Annotated in this window: 16 protein-coding genes; 12 read left to right on the top strand and 4 right to left on the bottom strand. The window is 68.3% G+C overall.

Annotation, left to right across the window (positions count from 1 at the left end):
• The 3 genes from G369_RS0108685 (at position 1) to G369_RS0108675 (ending at position 1,697) form a co-directional block, all read left to right on the top strand.
• Positions 1-600: a cob(I)yrinic acid a,c-diamide adenosyltransferase gene (locus G369_RS0108685; RefSeq protein ID WP_019653600.1), complete on the top strand. Its 600-nt coding sequence runs from the start codon at positions 1-3 to the stop codon at positions 598-600.
• Entirely contained in the window at positions 597-956 is a 360-nt protein-coding gene (locus tag G369_RS0108680) for a hypothetical protein (protein ID WP_026346282.1), read from the top strand. Before G369_RS0108685 ends, G369_RS0108680 begins: the two co-directional genes overlap by 4 nt.
• Positions 957-1,169: 213 nt before the next feature.
• Positions 1,170-1,697, top strand: coding sequence for a class IV adenylate cyclase (locus G369_RS0108675; protein WP_019653598.1), 528 nt, complete (start codon positions 1,170-1,172; stop codon positions 1,695-1,697).
• On the opposite strand, the gene G369_RS0108670 is transcribed toward G369_RS0108675, so the two are convergent.
• Positions 1,675-2,313, bottom strand: coding sequence for a GDSL-type esterase/lipase family protein (locus G369_RS0108670; RefSeq protein ID WP_019653597.1), 639 nt, complete (start codon positions 2,311-2,313; stop codon positions 1,675-1,677). The genes G369_RS0108675 and G369_RS0108670 overlap by 23 nt on opposite strands.
• A 164-nt stretch (positions 2,314-2,477) precedes the next feature.
• Between G369_RS0108670 and G369_RS0108665 the strand changes: the two genes are divergently transcribed.
• The 6 genes from G369_RS0108665 (at position 2,478) to G369_RS35555 (ending at position 8,995) form a co-directional block, all read left to right on the top strand.
• Positions 2,478-3,662, top strand: coding sequence for an ABC transporter substrate-binding protein (locus tag G369_RS0108665; RefSeq protein ID WP_019653596.1), 1,185 nt, complete (start codon positions 2,478-2,480; stop codon positions 3,660-3,662).
• A gap of 151 nt (positions 3,663-3,813) precedes the next feature.
• Entirely contained in the window at positions 3,814-5,643 is a 1,830-nt protein-coding gene (locus G369_RS0108660; protein WP_019653595.1) for an ABC transporter permease, read from the top strand.
• Between the two features lie 156 nt (positions 5,644-5,799).
• Positions 5,800-6,378: an OsmC family protein gene (locus tag G369_RS0108655; protein WP_019653594.1), complete on the top strand. Its 579-nt coding sequence runs from the start codon at positions 5,800-5,802 to the stop codon at positions 6,376-6,378.
• Positions 6,362-7,225 (top strand): ABC transporter ATP-binding protein, encoded by an 864-nt coding sequence (locus G369_RS0108650; RefSeq protein WP_019653593.1) that lies wholly within the window; start codon positions 6,362-6,364, stop codon positions 7,223-7,225. Before G369_RS0108655 ends, G369_RS0108650 begins: the two co-directional genes overlap by 17 nt.
• Positions 7,222-8,085, top strand: coding sequence for an ABC transporter ATP-binding protein (locus tag G369_RS0108645; RefSeq protein WP_019653592.1), 864 nt, complete (start codon positions 7,222-7,224; stop codon positions 8,083-8,085). The genes G369_RS0108650 and G369_RS0108645 overlap by 4 nt, the downstream gene beginning before the upstream one ends.
• Before the next feature lie 28 nt (positions 8,086-8,113).
• Positions 8,114-8,995 carry a VOC family protein gene (locus tag G369_RS35555; protein WP_080647828.1) on the top strand — a complete coding sequence of 294 codons (882 nt, stop codon included), beginning with the start codon at positions 8,114-8,116 and terminating at the stop codon, positions 8,993-8,995.
• A gap of 58 nt (positions 8,996-9,053) precedes the next feature.
• Here G369_RS35555 and G369_RS35550 read toward each other — a convergent pair whose 3' ends face one another.
• Positions 9,054-9,476: a winged helix-turn-helix transcriptional regulator gene (locus G369_RS35550; protein WP_019653590.1), complete on the bottom strand. Its 423-nt coding sequence runs from the start codon at positions 9,474-9,476 to the stop codon at positions 9,054-9,056.
• Between the two features lie 141 nt (positions 9,477-9,617).
• Between G369_RS35550 and G369_RS0108630 the strand changes: the two genes are divergently transcribed.
• Together G369_RS0108630 and G369_RS0108625 are read left to right on the top strand one after the other, a co-directional pair.
• Complete coding sequence (locus G369_RS0108630) at positions 9,618-10,214, top strand: dihydrofolate reductase family protein (RefSeq protein WP_080647823.1); 597 nt, start codon at positions 9,618-9,620, stop codon at positions 10,212-10,214.
• A 123-nt stretch (positions 10,215-10,337) separates the two neighbouring features.
• The gene (locus tag G369_RS0108625) at positions 10,338-10,763 is read left to right on the top strand and encodes an RcnB family protein (protein WP_019653588.1); all 426 of its coding nucleotides are present in this window, start codon (positions 10,338-10,340) and stop codon (positions 10,761-10,763) included.
• A gap of 73 nt (positions 10,764-10,836) precedes the next feature.
• Here the strand turns inward: G369_RS0108625 and G369_RS39360 are convergent, their stop codons facing one another.
• Both G369_RS39360 and G369_RS0108610 read right to left on the bottom strand, forming a co-directional pair.
• Positions 10,837-10,995: a hypothetical protein gene (locus tag G369_RS39360; protein ID WP_244164295.1), complete on the bottom strand. Its 159-nt coding sequence runs from the start codon at positions 10,993-10,995 to the stop codon at positions 10,837-10,839.
• A gap of 235 nt (positions 10,996-11,230) precedes the next feature.
• Entirely contained in the window at positions 11,231-12,175 is a 945-nt protein-coding gene (locus G369_RS0108610; RefSeq protein WP_019653586.1) for a CysB family HTH-type transcriptional regulator, read from the bottom strand.
• Between the two features lie 180 nt (positions 12,176-12,355).
• Here G369_RS0108610 and G369_RS0108605 point away from each other — a divergent pair, with 180 nt between their 5' ends.
• On the top strand, positions 12,356-12,958 hold the full coding sequence (locus G369_RS0108605; protein ID WP_019653585.1) for a TetR/AcrR family transcriptional regulator: 603 nt from the start codon (positions 12,356-12,358) through the stop codon (positions 12,956-12,958).
• Positions 12,959-13,177: the final 219 nt, after the last annotated feature.

Below are 13,177 nucleotides of genomic sequence, written 5' to 3'. Positions count from 1 at the left end.
ATGGGCAACCGACTTTCCCAGATCGCCACCCGCACCGGCGACGACGGCACCACCGGCCTCGGCGACAACACGCGCGTGTCGAAGGACAACCTGCGCGTGCACGCGATGGGCGACGTAGACGAACTCAACTCGCACATCGGCGTGCTGCTGTGCGAGCCCATGCCGGAGCCCGTCCACGAGCTACTGGTCGACGTGCAGCACCAGCTCTTCAACCTCGGTGGAGAGCTGTCGATGCCGGGCTTCACGCTGCTGAAGCCCGAGGCCCTGCTGCAGCTGGACAACGCACTGGCCGAGCACAACGCCGCGCTGCCGCGCCTGGCCGAATTCATCCTGCCCGCAGGCACGCGCGCGGCCTCGCTCGCGCATGTGTGCCGCACCGTTGCGCGCAGGGCCGAGCGCGCCGTGGTGGCGCTGGGCGCCGCCGAGCAGCTCAACGACGCGCTGCGGCAATACCTCAACCGGCTCAGCGACCTGCTCTTCGTGCTCGCGCGAGTGCTCAACCGCGTGGACGGCGGCGATGACGTCTACTGGAAGAGCGAGCGCATGGCTCGCGCTGCCGCTGTGGCAGCGGAAGAAACAGACACCAAGGAGGCTCCATGAAACTTTCCGTCCCTCTCCACGCGTCGCTTGCTGTGGCGATGTCCGCCATGCTGTGCCTGCCCGGTCTCGCGCAGGCCCAGAGTGCCGACAACCCGCCGAAGGCGCAGCGCGCACACACGCTCAAGTCGCCCTCGCGCGGCGGCAAGGTGGTGGGCAGCGTGCAGCGCGGCACCAATGCCGCCGGCCGCAGCATCGACCGCGCCGACTCTGCCACGCGACGCGGCGTCAACAACGTGTCGGAAAAGGCCAGCCGGCCCGTGCGCAGGGTGGGCGAAGCCTTCGGGCGCAAGCTCTCGCCGGGATCGAGCGGACGTGCTGCACCGCCGTCCGTGGGCCCGCAAGGCAGCGCGCCCTGATATCGAACGCCGCTGTTCGGGGCGCGATCACGCCGACGGTGTGATCGATGGACGCAGCGCTCGTGCGGCCGGCATAAGCAGAGCAATTGTGTGCGAATGGCACCGGGTACTCCCCGCAGCGAAATAAAGGAGGAGCCGAAGGCGGGGGACATTCGCGGAGGGGAGTACCCGGTGTCATTCGCACGCATCCCGGAACATCTCTCCAAGGATCACATGGCACGAAATGTAGAGATCAAAGCCTGCATCGACAGCATCGAACGTGTCGCAGCCATCGCCACGACACTGGCCGACAAGGGCCCCGTCGAGATCGCGCAGGACGACACCTTCTTCCGCTGCATCGACAGCTCGGATCGCCTCAAGCTGCGAACCTTCGCACCCGACCGCGCGGAGCTGATCTTCTACCGCCGCGCGGACAGCACCGGCCCGAAGGAATCGTTCTACCTGATCACGCCCTGCGCCACGCCCGACGTGTTGCGCGAATCGCTCACGCTCGCGTGGGGGCAGGCGGGCCGCGTGCGCAAGCAGCGCCGGCTCTTCCTCGCGGGCCGCACGCGCATCCACCTCGATCGCGTGGAAGGGCTCGGCGAGTTCCTCGAGCTCGAAGTGGTGCTGGCGGAGGGCGAGCCGGCCGAAGCCGGCATCGCCGAGGCGCATGCGCTCATGGCGCGGCTCGGCGTGGGTGCCGACCAGCTGGTGCAGGGCGCCTACGTCGACCTGCTCAACACCAGCCGGCGGACTTGAACTGCTCCGCCAGGAGCTGCGCGACCTTCTCGTAGCCCCGCGCGTTCGCATGGATGCGGTCGGACCGCAGCGACGAGTCGGAGAGCACGCTCGAGTACACGTTCGCGACAAGCAGCGCCTGCTGCGACTTCGCCACCTCCTCGTAGAACGGCGCATCGCTCAGGGAGCCCACCGCTGCGCGCATCGCGTCGGGCGCGGGTGTCGCCAGCACGGCCACGTAGGGCGTGTGCGCGCGCGCCTGGGTGACGAGTTCCACGAGGTTGTCGCGCGTGGACGCGGCCGACACGCCGCGCAGCATGTCGTTGCCGCCGATGCCGATCAGGATCGCGTCGTAGCTCGCGCCGCTCAGCAGCCCGGGCAGGCGCTGCAGCGCGCCTGCGGAGGTGTCGCCGTTGACGCCTGCGTTCTCCACCTGCCAGCCCGTGAGCTCGCCCAGCTTCATGGGCCATGAGGCCTCGGGCGGCGCGCCGTAGCCGAAGGTGAGGCTGTCGCCCAGGGCCAGCACGTGCGCACCGGGCTTCAGTGCCGCGGCCGATGGCTTGCGCCTGCCGCAGGCTGCCAGCAGGCCCGCGGCAGGCAGGCCCGCCAGCAGATGGAGGAGGTGTCGTCGCTTCATGTGGCGCGCAGCTTAATCGCAGCGCGATGGCCGGCGAGGGCTTGTCCCTTTGCTCGGAAAGCGCATAAGCCTCTCCGTTTTTGTTCGTTCCACGGCGTGGAGCGCGGGCGAAGAATGACTGGCTCCCTGCACCTCTCACTCCATCACCGGACCGGAACGACACCATGCCGCTGCTCTTGAACCGCCACCGTTTCCTGCGTCATGTGGCCGCACTCTCCGTGGCCCTGCTGGCTGCGCCTTTCGCCGCGCTGGCAGCGCCTGCCACCGGCGAGCCGGTGTGGTTCGGCGTGAGCGGGCCCGTCACCGGGCAGAACGCGCAGTACGGCGCGCAGTGGAAGGCCGGCTTCGACCTCGCGCTGGAGCACATCAACGCGCAGGGCGGCATCCACGGCCGTCCGCTGGCCTACAACTTCGAGGACAGCCAGAGCGACCCGCGCCAGTCAGTGGCCATCGCGCAGAAGCTGGTGAACGACAAGCGCGTGCTCATCGAGCTCGGCGACTTCTCCAGCCCGGCCTCGATGGCCGCATCGCCGATCTACCAGCGTGCGGGCCTCGTGCAGCTGGGCTTCACCAACTCGCACCCCGACTTCACCAAGGGCGGTGACTACATCTGGAGCCCCTCCATCAGCCAGGCCGACGCGCAGCCCCTGCTGGCCGAGCTCGCGGTGAAGACGCTGGGCTTCAAGCGCCTCGCCGTGCTGTATCTCAACACCGACTGGGGCCGCACCAGCAAGGACGTGCTCGTGAAGGCCGCCCAGGAGCGCGGCGCGCAGGTCGCCATCGCCGAGGGCTACCAGCCCGACGAGAAGGACTTCCGCTCGACCCTGGTGCGCGTGCGCGATGCCAACCCCGACGGGCTGGTGCTCATCTCCTACTACCCCGACGGCGCGCTCATCGCAGGCCAGGTGCGCAGCGTGGGGCTGAAGCAGCCCATCGCCGCGGTGGGCTCGGTGTATTCGCCGAAGTTCATCGAGCTCGGGGGCGCGGCGGTGAACGGCATCTACACCAACACCGCCTTCTATCCCGACGAGCCGCGCGCCGAGGTGCAGGACTTCGTGAAGAGCTTCCGCGCGAAGTACGGCAAGGAGCCCGACGCATTCAACGCCTACGCCTACGACGCGGTGGTGTACGCAGCCGCAGCGCTGCGCCAGGCCGGCCCCAGCGCCGACCGCAAGGCGGTGCGCGATGCGTTCTACAAGATCAAGGACGTGCCCAGCGTGATCTTCGGCAAGGCCAGCTTCGATCCGCAGACGAGGCGGATCATCGGCGTGAAGAGCGTCAATCTCGTCGTCAAGGATGGCAAGTGGGCGCAGCTGGACGAGAAAGCGGCGGTGGCCGCTTCCAAGTGAGCCGTCTTCCGCGTTGTTCCCTCTCCCGCCTGCGGGAGAGGTCCAGGGTGAGGGCAGGGGCCTTCGCAAATCAGCAGTCCCTCGCATCGGCCGCTGCACCCTCAGCCCAACCCTCTCCCGCACGCGGGAGAGGGAGCAAAGCCGGCATGCCATGAGCTTCATCTCCTTCTTCGACTACACCGTCAACGGCCTGATCATCGGCAACATCTATGCGCTGCTGGCGGTGGGGCTCGCGCTGATCTTCGGCGTCTCGCACCTCATCAACTTCGCGCATGGTTCGGTGTACACGGTGGGCGCGTACATCGGCTGGGCGTCGATCACCTGGCTGCACACGCCGCTGCCCGTGACCATCGCGCTGGTGGTGATCGGCTCGGGTGCGCTGGGCATGCTGATCGAGCGCGTGGGCCTGCGGCCGCTGCAGGGCTCCGCGCGCATCGCGCCGCTGCTGGCCACCATCGGCATCAGCTTCGTGCTCGACATCCTGGTGCAGCTGGTGTTCAGCCCCGACCCGCGCTCGCTGCCCACGCAGCTGCCCGACTGGCGGCTGCAGATCGGCACCGGCACCATCGGCGCGCTCGACATCCTCATCGCCGGCATCGGCCTCGCGAGCGCGGCGGTGCTCTTCGGCTTCCTGCGTTTCACGAAGCTGGGCTGGGCCGTGCGCGCCACCGCACAGGACCGCGATGCCGCGCAGCAGATGGGCGTGGACGTCGATCGCGTGAACCAGACCGTGTTCGCCATCGCCGCCGCGCTGGGCGGCCTCTCGGGCCTGCTGGTGGGCATGTACTACAACAACATCAGCCCCGCGATGAGCTTCCAGGCCACGCTCAAGGGCGTGGTGGCCACCGTGGTCGGCGGCGTGGGCAACGTACCGGGCGCCATCGCCGGCAGCCTGCTGCTGGGGCTGATCGAGAGCTATGGCGTGGCGATCCTCGGCACGCCGTATCGCAACCTCTTCGCCTTCGCGCTGCTGCTCGTGATCCTGCTGTGGAAGCCCAACGGGTTGTTCGGGCGCAAGCGCGCATTGCCGCCCGAGCCGCTCACGGGCACCTTCATCGCGCCGAGCAAGCCGTGGCACGTGCCGCGCAGCCTGCTGCTCGCGCTGTTCGCAGCGGCGGTGGCGCTGCCTCTGTTCGACCCGTCGCCTTACCTGTTGCAGACGCTCACCAATGCATGGCTCTACGGCGCGCTCGCGCTGAGCCTCACGCTGGTGGCGGGCACCATCGGGCAGATCTCGCTGGGCCACGCGGGGCTGCTGGCCATCGGGGCCTATGCGTCGTCGCTGCTGGTGCTCGATCTTCGCCTGCCGGTGGGCACGGGCATCGTGCTCGCGGGGTTTCTCACGTCGCTGATCGGCACCGCGCTGATCTTCCCGGCCTTCAGGCTGCGCGGCCACTACGTGTCGATCGCCACGCTGGGCATCGGCGAGATCGTGGCGCTCACCATCCTCAACTGGGAAAGCCTCACGCACGGGCCCATCGGCGTGTCGGGCATTCCGCCGCTGTCGCTGTTCGGGCGCGACGCGTCGTCGAACGAGGCGCTCTACTGGGCTTCGTTCGGCGCGATGGTGCTGCTATCGCTGCTGCAGTGGCGCCTTCTGCGCTCGCACCTGGGCCGCACCTTCCGCGCGGTGCGCGAGGACGAGGTGGCCGCGCGCGCCTACGGCGTGAGCCCCGACCGCTACAAGGCGCTGGCCTTCGGCTTCGGCGGCTTCGCGGCCGGCGTGAGCGGCGCCTTCACCGCGCACATGTACTCGTACATCAACCATGAGACCTTCGGCTCGCAGATCTCGATCCTCGCACTGACGATGGTGATCCTCGGCGGTCTCGGGAACATCAGCGGCGCGCTGCTGGGCGCGGTCGCGCTCGTGAGCCTGCCGGAGCTGTTCCGCGTGACGGCGGAGTACCGGATGCTGATCTACGGGGTGGCGCTGCTACTGTTGATCCGGTTCCGGCCGCAGGGGTTGTTGGGCACGGTATGAGTTTCCCCCCAGGCTTCGCGCACTCTTTGTCGCTTCGCCAACCCCCGTCCGGGGTCGATACCTGCGGCTCGGCTGAGCCTGCTCCGCGTTGTCCCCCGAAGGATCGATCCCGAACCCGATGTCCGTTGTGCATCCATCACCGAGAGATAGAAGACCATGAGCCACCTCAACGAATACCTCGCCGAGAAGCGCGCCGCGGTGCTGGCGCGCAACGCCGCCGTCGAAGCGGGCGCTGCGAAGCCCGTGCAGCTGAAGGCCAACGTGCGCGCCGAAGGCCGCAGCGGCGTGCGCAGGCTGCGCATCCGCGAGCACCAGGTCATCAGCGACAGCCCGCCGGATTTCGCGGGCTACGACCTCGGGCCCAGCTCCCCCGAGCTGCAGCTGGGCGTGCTGGGCACCTGCGTCACGCACATCTTCCTGATCCAGGCGGCCGAGCGACAGGTTCCGCTAGAGAGCCTCGAGGTGGAGGTCACGGGCATCATCGATCCGCGCGGCGGCAAGCCGGGGCATGAGAAGACGCCCATCTGGCCGCACGAGATCGGCTACACGGTGCACATCGACTCGCCCGCGAGCCGCGAGGAGATCGACGCGCTGTTCGAGGCGGTGGAGCGCAACTGCCCCATCCTCAACCTGCTGCGCAATCCGCAGACCATCCGCGCGGAGGTGAAGCTGGTCGACTCGAAGGCCGGGGCTGCCAACGCGTCGCGGACAGAGGACGATGCCGTCGCTGCTTGAGATACGCGGCCTCGTGCGCCGCTTCGGCGGGCTCACGGCCGTCAACGCGGTCGACCTGCACGTGGGCGAGGGCGAGCTGCTGAGCGTGATCGGGCCGAACGGTGCGGGCAAGACCACGCTGTTCAACCTCGTCACCGGCCTCGACAGGCCCGACGAAGGACAGGTGCTGTTCGACGGGAGCGACATCACCGGCCTGCCTGCGCAGCAGCTCGCGCAGCGCGGGCTCGCGCGCACCTTCCAGCATGGGCGCGTGTTCGCGAATCTCTCGGTGCTCGACAACGTGCTGGTCGGCGCCCACACGCGGCTGCGCGCCGTGAACCCCCGCCTGGGCGGCGTGCCCGGGCTGGGCGCCATCGCCGAGCTGGCGCTCGCGCTGGTGCAGCCCGGCGCGGTGCGCCGCGAGGAAGAGGCGCTGCGCGAGGAGGCGCGAGAAATCATCGCGCTCTTCGGCCAGCGCCTCGCGCCGCGCATCGACCACCCGGCCTACAGCCTCTCGTACGCCAACCGCCGCCGCGTGGAGATCGCCCGCGCGCTCGCGCTGAAGCCGCGCCTGCTGCTGCTGGACGAGCCCACTGCCGGCATGAACGAGAGCGAGACGGCCGAGATGCTGGAGATCATCCGCGGCCTGAAGGCGCGCGGCCAGGCGATCCTGCTGATCGAGCACAAGCTCGACCTGGTGATGCAGCTGTCGGACCGCGTGGCCGTGCTCGACGACGGCCGCAAGATCGCCGAAGGGCTGCCCGGCGAGGTGCGCCATGACCCGGCGGTGATCGAGGCGTATCTCGGCCATCGCCAGGTGGGTTCGGCGGATGTGCCGCACGAAGAGAAAGAGGCGGTGCCCGCATGATCGCCACCGCCGCCCGCACCGGCCTCGCTCCCGCGCCCCTCTGGGGAGAGGGCAGGGGAGAGGGGGAGCTGCCCGAACGCAGCACTGCGCCTGCCTCCGATGAACGGCAGCCACAACAGCAGCAACAGCCGCTGCTGCAGCTGCGCAAGATCAACAGCTTCTACGGTCCCGTGCAGGCGCACTTCGATCTCGACATCGAGGTGCGCAGGGGCCAGATCGTCAGCCTGCTCGGCGGCAACGCCAGCGGCAAGTCGACCACGATGAAGATCGTGCTCGGGCTGCTCAAGCCGCGTTCGGGCGAGGTGCTCTTCAACGGCGAATCGACGCTCGGGCTGAGCACGCCGCAGATCGTGCGCAGGGGCATCGGCTCGGTGCCCGAGGCGCGCCGCCTGTTTCCCGCGATGACGGTGCGCGAGAACCTGCTGATGGGCGCCTATGCGCGCAGCGACCGCAAGGCCGTGGCCGAAGACCTCGAGCGCATGCTGGAGCTGTTTCCGCGCGTGGCCGAGCGTATCGAGTTCCAGGCCGGCACGCTCTCGGGCGGCGAGCAGCAGATGGTGGCGATGGCGCGCGCGCTCATGGGCCGGCCGCAGCTCATCTGCATGGACGAGCCGACCATGGGCCTGTCGCCGCTTTACGTCGACAAGGTGCTGGAGCTCATCGCGCGCATCAACGCGCAGGGCGTGTCGGTGTTCATGGTCGAGCAGAACGCGAGCCTCGCGCTGCAGATCGCGCACCACGGCTACGTGCTGCAGACGGGGCGCATCGTGCTGTCGGGCCCGGCGCGCGAGCTGCTGGCCGATGCGCGCATCCGCGACGCCTATCTTGGCGGCGATGGCGCGGCGCGCACTGCATCCTGAACTCGGAACATTCACGGAGAACGCATTCATGGCACTCAGGCTCGACCACATCGTCATCGCGGTTCACGACCTCGAACGCACCATCGCCGACTACGGCGCGCTCGGATTCCATGTGCTGCGCGGCGGCGACCATCCGGGCCGCGCCACGCACAACGCACTGGTGGTGTTCGCCGACGGCAGCTACCTGGAGCTGATCGCATGGCGCGAGCCCTCGCCCGGCGAGCGCTGGTGGCAGCTGCTGCACAAGCATGGAGAGGGCATCGTCGACTTCGCATTGCTGCCGCGCGACACCGCCGCCACCGTGGACGACGCGAAGGCGCGGGGGCTCGTGCTCGAAGGCCCGCTCGACGGTGGCCGCGTGCGGCCGGATGGCGAACGCCTGCGCTGGCAGACGGCACGCCCGCTTTCTGCAGACCTGCCCTTCCTGTGCGGCGACCTCACGCCGCGCGCCTTGCGCGTGCCGGAAGGCGACGTGCGCGTGCATGCCAACGGCGTGCTGGGCGTCGCGAGCCTGGCGGTGGCTGTCGCCGACCTCGACGCGACGCTGGCGCGCTACCGCGCCCTGCTCGGCAGCAGCATCGCCGACGATGCCGACACCCACGTCGGCGAGCCCGTGGCGGTGCCCGGCAGCAACGTGCGCATGGCCGTCATCGCGCTGGGACGCAGCGTGCTGGTGCTCTCCTCGCCCCGAGAGAACGGCGGCGGAAGGCTCGGCCAGCGCCTCGCGGCGCGCGGCGAAGGCCCCTATGCGCTCGTGCTGCACACCGACAGGCCGCAGTCCACGGGCAGCTTCGACCTGGCAAAGGCGCACGGTGCATTGATCGAGCTCGACCTGCCGCCGGTGGACCGCGATCCGAGGAACGGCAGCGGCTCGCGCGTGCACCAGGCCCACAACACGGTCGGCGGCTGAGTCTTCGCTCCGCCAGCCAGGGCCGCATGCCGGCCCCTCGGCCGCCGCGTCTCGCTTTCTAGTGCGTGCCGAGATGCGCCTTGCCCAACTCGGCCCGCATCTTCTTCTGCAGGGCGGCGCCGCCTTTTTCGAGGGCCACCGAAGGCGCTGCGCTCTCCTTGGTCACAGGCCGGTACTTGCGGCCCCAGATGCCGATCTGCGTGACCACCGGCAGCAGGTCGATGCCCGTCGGCGTGAGGCTGTAGACGGCCTTCTGCTTGTGGCTGGGGTCATCGGCCTTCGAGAGCACGCCGTACTCGACCAGCTTGTTCAGCCGCTCCGCGAGGATGTTGGAGGAGATGCCTTCCTCCGACTGCAGGAACTCGCGGAAGTGGCGCTTGTCCGCGAACATCATGTCGCGAACGATCAGCAGGCTCCACCGGTCGCCGAAGACTTCGAGCGCGAGGTTGATAGGGCACGCCGACTTTTCGCTGGAGGCCATGGTTCTTCCGATCTCTTTTAAAAACTGCTTGCATTTTGATATCGGTTGATCGACACTGCAACCGCTTGCATTTGGCAAGCAGTCTTCGTATCTCACCGAGAGCAGCGCCAGCTTGCCGGCAACGAAACCAAAGGAGTGCGCATGACCAGAAAGCTCATTCTCCAAATGCAGATGTCGGTCGACGGCCACGTGTCGCCGGCGGATGGCAACCTCGACTGGCAGCTCTGGGGCTGGGGCGATCGCTGGGGCTGGGACGACAAGCTGAAGCGCGACTTCAATGCCGTCTTCGACGGCATCGACACCATCCTGCTGAGCCGGCTCGTCGCACAGGAGGGCTACCTCGACCACTGGGGCCGTGCCGCCAAGAGATTTCCCGCGAATCCGCACTACGCCTTCGCGCAGAAGATCGTCGACGCGCGCAAGGTCGTGCTCACCGACAAGCTCGAGTCCTCGCGATGGGAGCGCACCGTCATCGCGCGGGGCGGCATGGCGGACGAGGTGAACGCGCTGAAGCGCGAGACGGGCAAGGACATCATCACCATCGGTGGCGTGGGCTTCGCGTCGGCGCTGGTGGCGGCCGGCCTGGTCGACGAGTTCCAGTTCTTCGTGAACCCCACGGCCGTGGGCGCGGGGCGCTCTGTGTTCCACGACACGCACAAGGGCCACAGGCTGAGGCTGCTGGGCTCGACGGCCTACGAGTGCGGCATGGTGGTCAACCGCTATGCCCCGGCGGCATGAAGGACAAGGCGCCGCGCGGATACCAGCGCTTACCTGATTTCACCTGACCGCGACCTGAACGGTCCGAAGCGGACACATGCGCGGCACACAATGAACTCGTCATCAACGCATGAAGGAGTTCCGATGAAAACCAACTCGAAGATCATGGCCGTGGGAGCCGCGGCACTCGCGATGTGCATGGCCGCGGGAAGCGCCTTTGCGCAGGACCGCCGCTTCGACAACCATGGCCGCCCCGGCGACGGCCGCTACGAGCAGCGCGACCGCAATTTCGATCGCCGCGGCCCGCACGGCGACCACTACCGCGGCAACCAGGACTTCCGCGATGGCCGCCAGTTCGACCGCCGCGGCTTCCCGCAGCCGCATGCCGACTGGCGTCGCGGCGGCCGCGTGCCGCCGGAATACCGCGGCCGCAACTATGTGGTGCAGGACTGGCGCGCCTACAGGCTGCAGCAGCCGCCCCGCGGCTATCAGTGGGTGGGCGTGGGCGGCGACTTCGTGCTCGCGGCCATCGCCACGGGCGTGATCGCGAACATCATCGCCGGCCAGTAAAGGCAACCGGCAAGCGCCACGAAGCCGCCGCAGGACACTGCGGCGGCTTTTTCATTCGAGGCAACGATGACCCTCAGGCCAGGGCAGTGGGTATCGACTGGGCGCAGACGTTGCGGCCCGTGATGGTCAGGCGCAGGCCGCCGCCGTGCCACTCGAGCCAGTTGAGGCTCACGTAGGCGTCGATGTCGGCATCGTCGATGCGATCGGCCTGCCGGTTCTGCAGCAGTTCCACCGTGGCGGGGAGGCTCCGTCTCAGGCGTTCTCGCCGCTCCGCTGCATCGGCCGCCCTCTGGGAGGCCCTTGTTTGCTGTTGCTGCTGCTGCGAGGTCGACGATGCCATTGCTGATCCATTTCCAGGAAGCCAAGGAATTAACCCGAATGTACGCCGCCTGTGTGAAGCTTCAGACTTCTTTTTTAACCACTCTGTCGTCCCCGGTACACACCCCCCTGCAGCTTCTGGACAAAGCCTAGATTTCGTAGTGGGAGGCCTTTTCCTGGTCTCCCAGAGCCCCTTCGACGACAGCGCGCGTCAGCGTGGGGGCGAAGGATTCGATGAAGGCATAGACGTATTTGCGCAGGTAGGTGCCCCTGCGCACGGCCAGCTTGGTGAGGTTGATGCCGAACAGCCGCCCCGCGTCGATCGCACGCAGCTGCGTGTCGCGCTCGGCCTCGTAGGCCACGCCGGCCACGATGCCGATGCCCAGGCCCAGCTGCACGTAGGTCTTGATCACGTCGGCATCCATCGCGGCGAGCACGATGTTGGGCTGCACCCCGCGCTGCTCGAAGGCCTCGTCGATGCGCGAGCGGCCGGTGAAGCCCGTGTCGTAGGTGATGAGCGGGTAGCGCGCGAGCGCCTCCAGCGTGAGCGGCGCGTCGAGCAGCGGGTGCTCCGGCGGCACGATCACCGAGTGCGTCCAGCGGTAGCAGGGCAGGGCCACCAGCTGCGGATAGTCGCCCAGCGCCTCGGTCGCGATGCCCACGTCGGCCTCGCCGTCGAGCAGCATCTGCGCGATCTGCTTGGGCGAGCCCTGGTGCAGGTGCAGCTTCACGTTCGGGAACTGCGCCCGGAATTCCTGCACCGCCACGGGCATCGCGTAGCGCGCCTGCGAGTGCGTGGCCGCCACCGAGAGCAGGCCGCTTTGCTGCGCGACGAACTCCTGGCCCGCGTGCTTGAGGTTGCTGCTTTCCATCAGCATGCGCTCGATGATCGGCAGCACGTGCCCGCCGGGCTCGGTGAGCCCCGTGAGGCGCTTGCCGGCACGCACGAAGAGTTCGATGCCGAGCTCTTCCTCGAGCTCGCGGATCTGCCGGCTCACGCCGGGCTGGGAGGTGTGAAGCGTATGGGCGACCTCGGTCAGGTTGAAGCCGCAACGAACGGCCTCGCGTACCGAGCGCAGTTGTTGGAAGTTCATCTGGCGCGGAGGAGTCATCGAAGCCCCGGATGGGGCCGACCGGCGATTCTCGGCAGAAGCGCTTATTCGGGGAACGATGCGTTTGTTGGTTTCACATGAGCAAAACATCTTTGAGCCGCTCCTGCGGAGTCCGTGACCCCGTCCCTTGCAATTTCGCACGCACGTGCTAAAGTTCGCCGCATGGACGCCAAGACCCAGAAAAGCGAACTCACCCGCGCCGCCATCGTCGGCGCGGCGATGAACCTCGCGCTGGCCGAAGGCCTGGAGGCCATCACGCTGCAGGCCGTGGCCAGCAGGCTGGGCCTGTCCAAGAGCGGCGTGTTCTCGCGCGTGGGCTCGCGCGAGGCGCTGCAGAAGGCCGTCATCGAGGAGTACGGCCGCGGCTTCCTGGCCGACGTGTTCGTGCCCGCCATGCAGAAGCCCAAGGGCCTGGCCCGGCTCAACGAGATCGTGGCGCGGTGGATCGCCCGCATGCGCGACGTCGAGATGCACACCGGCTGTCTCTATACCGCCGGTGCCTTCGAGTTCGACGACCGCGAAGGCGAGCTGCGCGAGATGCTGCTGGGCGAGATCACCCGCTGGCGCGCCGCGCTGCGCCGCACCGTGCTGCAGGCCATCGAGACCGGCGAGCTCAGGGCAGACACCGACCCGGCCCAGCTCGTGAGCGAGATCAACGGCCTGACCATGACCCAGCTGCACGACGCGCGCTTCCTGCGCGACCCGCAGGCCGCCGACCGCGCCACGCAGACCTGGCAGCGGCTCCTGTCCAGCTACCTCGCCTGAGCGAGCCCCCTTCACGAAGCAGGCGGATTTCCCGCGCATCGATTTGCCAAGATTTCGCACAGTCGTGCGATAAAAAGGAGAAGCACCATGCTGATCATCGCCCTCTTCCTCGCCGCGTACGCGGCCGTCCTCGGCCTCAGGGGCCTTCGCGACACGCTGCGCGGCCTGCCCGCGAGCAACAACGACTGGGTCTGGTACTGAACACCCGCAAGGAACACC

The organism is Variovorax atrisoli 110B (assembly GCF_000382045.1).
Classification (GTDB): domain Bacteria; phylum Pseudomonadota; class Gammaproteobacteria; order Burkholderiales; family Burkholderiaceae_C; genus Variovorax; species Variovorax atrisoli.
Note: the sequence above shows the minus strand (reverse complement) of the source record. Positions and strands in the feature narration are given on the sequence as shown.

Bases quoted from the DNA above. Each gene is read 5' to 3' on its own strand.
- G369_RS0108685 (WP_019653600.1), top strand. From the start codon at position 1: ATGGGCAACCGACTTTCCCAGATCGCCACCCGCACCGGCGACGACGGC.
- G369_RS0108680 (WP_026346282.1), top strand. From the start codon at position 597: ATGAAACTTTCCGTCCCTCTCCACGCGTCGCTTGCTGTGGCGATGTCC.
- G369_RS0108675 (WP_019653598.1), top strand. From the start codon at position 1,170: ATGGCACGAAATGTAGAGATCAAAGCCTGCATCGACAGCATCGAACGT.
- G369_RS0108670 (WP_019653597.1), bottom strand. From the start codon at position 2,313: ATGAAGCGACGACACCTCCTCCATCTGCTGGCGGGCCTGCCTGCCGCG.
- G369_RS0108665 (WP_019653596.1), top strand. From the start codon at position 2,478: ATGCCGCTGCTCTTGAACCGCCACCGTTTCCTGCGTCATGTGGCCGCA.
- G369_RS0108660 (WP_019653595.1), top strand. From the start codon at position 3,814: ATGAGCTTCATCTCCTTCTTCGACTACACCGTCAACGGCCTGATCATC.
- G369_RS0108655 (WP_019653594.1), top strand. From the start codon at position 5,800: ATGAGCCACCTCAACGAATACCTCGCCGAGAAGCGCGCCGCGGTGCTG.
- G369_RS0108650 (WP_019653593.1), top strand. From the start codon at position 6,362: ATGCCGTCGCTGCTTGAGATACGCGGCCTCGTGCGCCGCTTCGGCGGG.
- G369_RS0108645 (WP_019653592.1), top strand. From the start codon at position 7,222: ATGATCGCCACCGCCGCCCGCACCGGCCTCGCTCCCGCGCCCCTCTGG.
- G369_RS35555 (WP_080647828.1), top strand. From the start codon at position 8,114: ATGGCACTCAGGCTCGACCACATCGTCATCGCGGTTCACGACCTCGAA.
- G369_RS35550 (WP_019653590.1), bottom strand. From the start codon at position 9,476: ATGGCCTCCAGCGAAAAGTCGGCGTGCCCTATCAACCTCGCGCTCGAA.
- G369_RS0108630 (WP_080647823.1), top strand. From the start codon at position 9,618: ATGACCAGAAAGCTCATTCTCCAAATGCAGATGTCGGTCGACGGCCAC.
- G369_RS0108625 (WP_019653588.1), top strand. From the start codon at position 10,338: ATGAAAACCAACTCGAAGATCATGGCCGTGGGAGCCGCGGCACTCGCG.
- G369_RS0108610 (WP_019653586.1), bottom strand. From the start codon at position 12,175: ATGAACTTCCAACAACTGCGCTCGGTACGCGAGGCCGTTCGTTGCGGC.
- G369_RS0108605 (WP_019653585.1), top strand. From the start codon at position 12,356: ATGGACGCCAAGACCCAGAAAAGCGAACTCACCCGCGCCGCCATCGTC.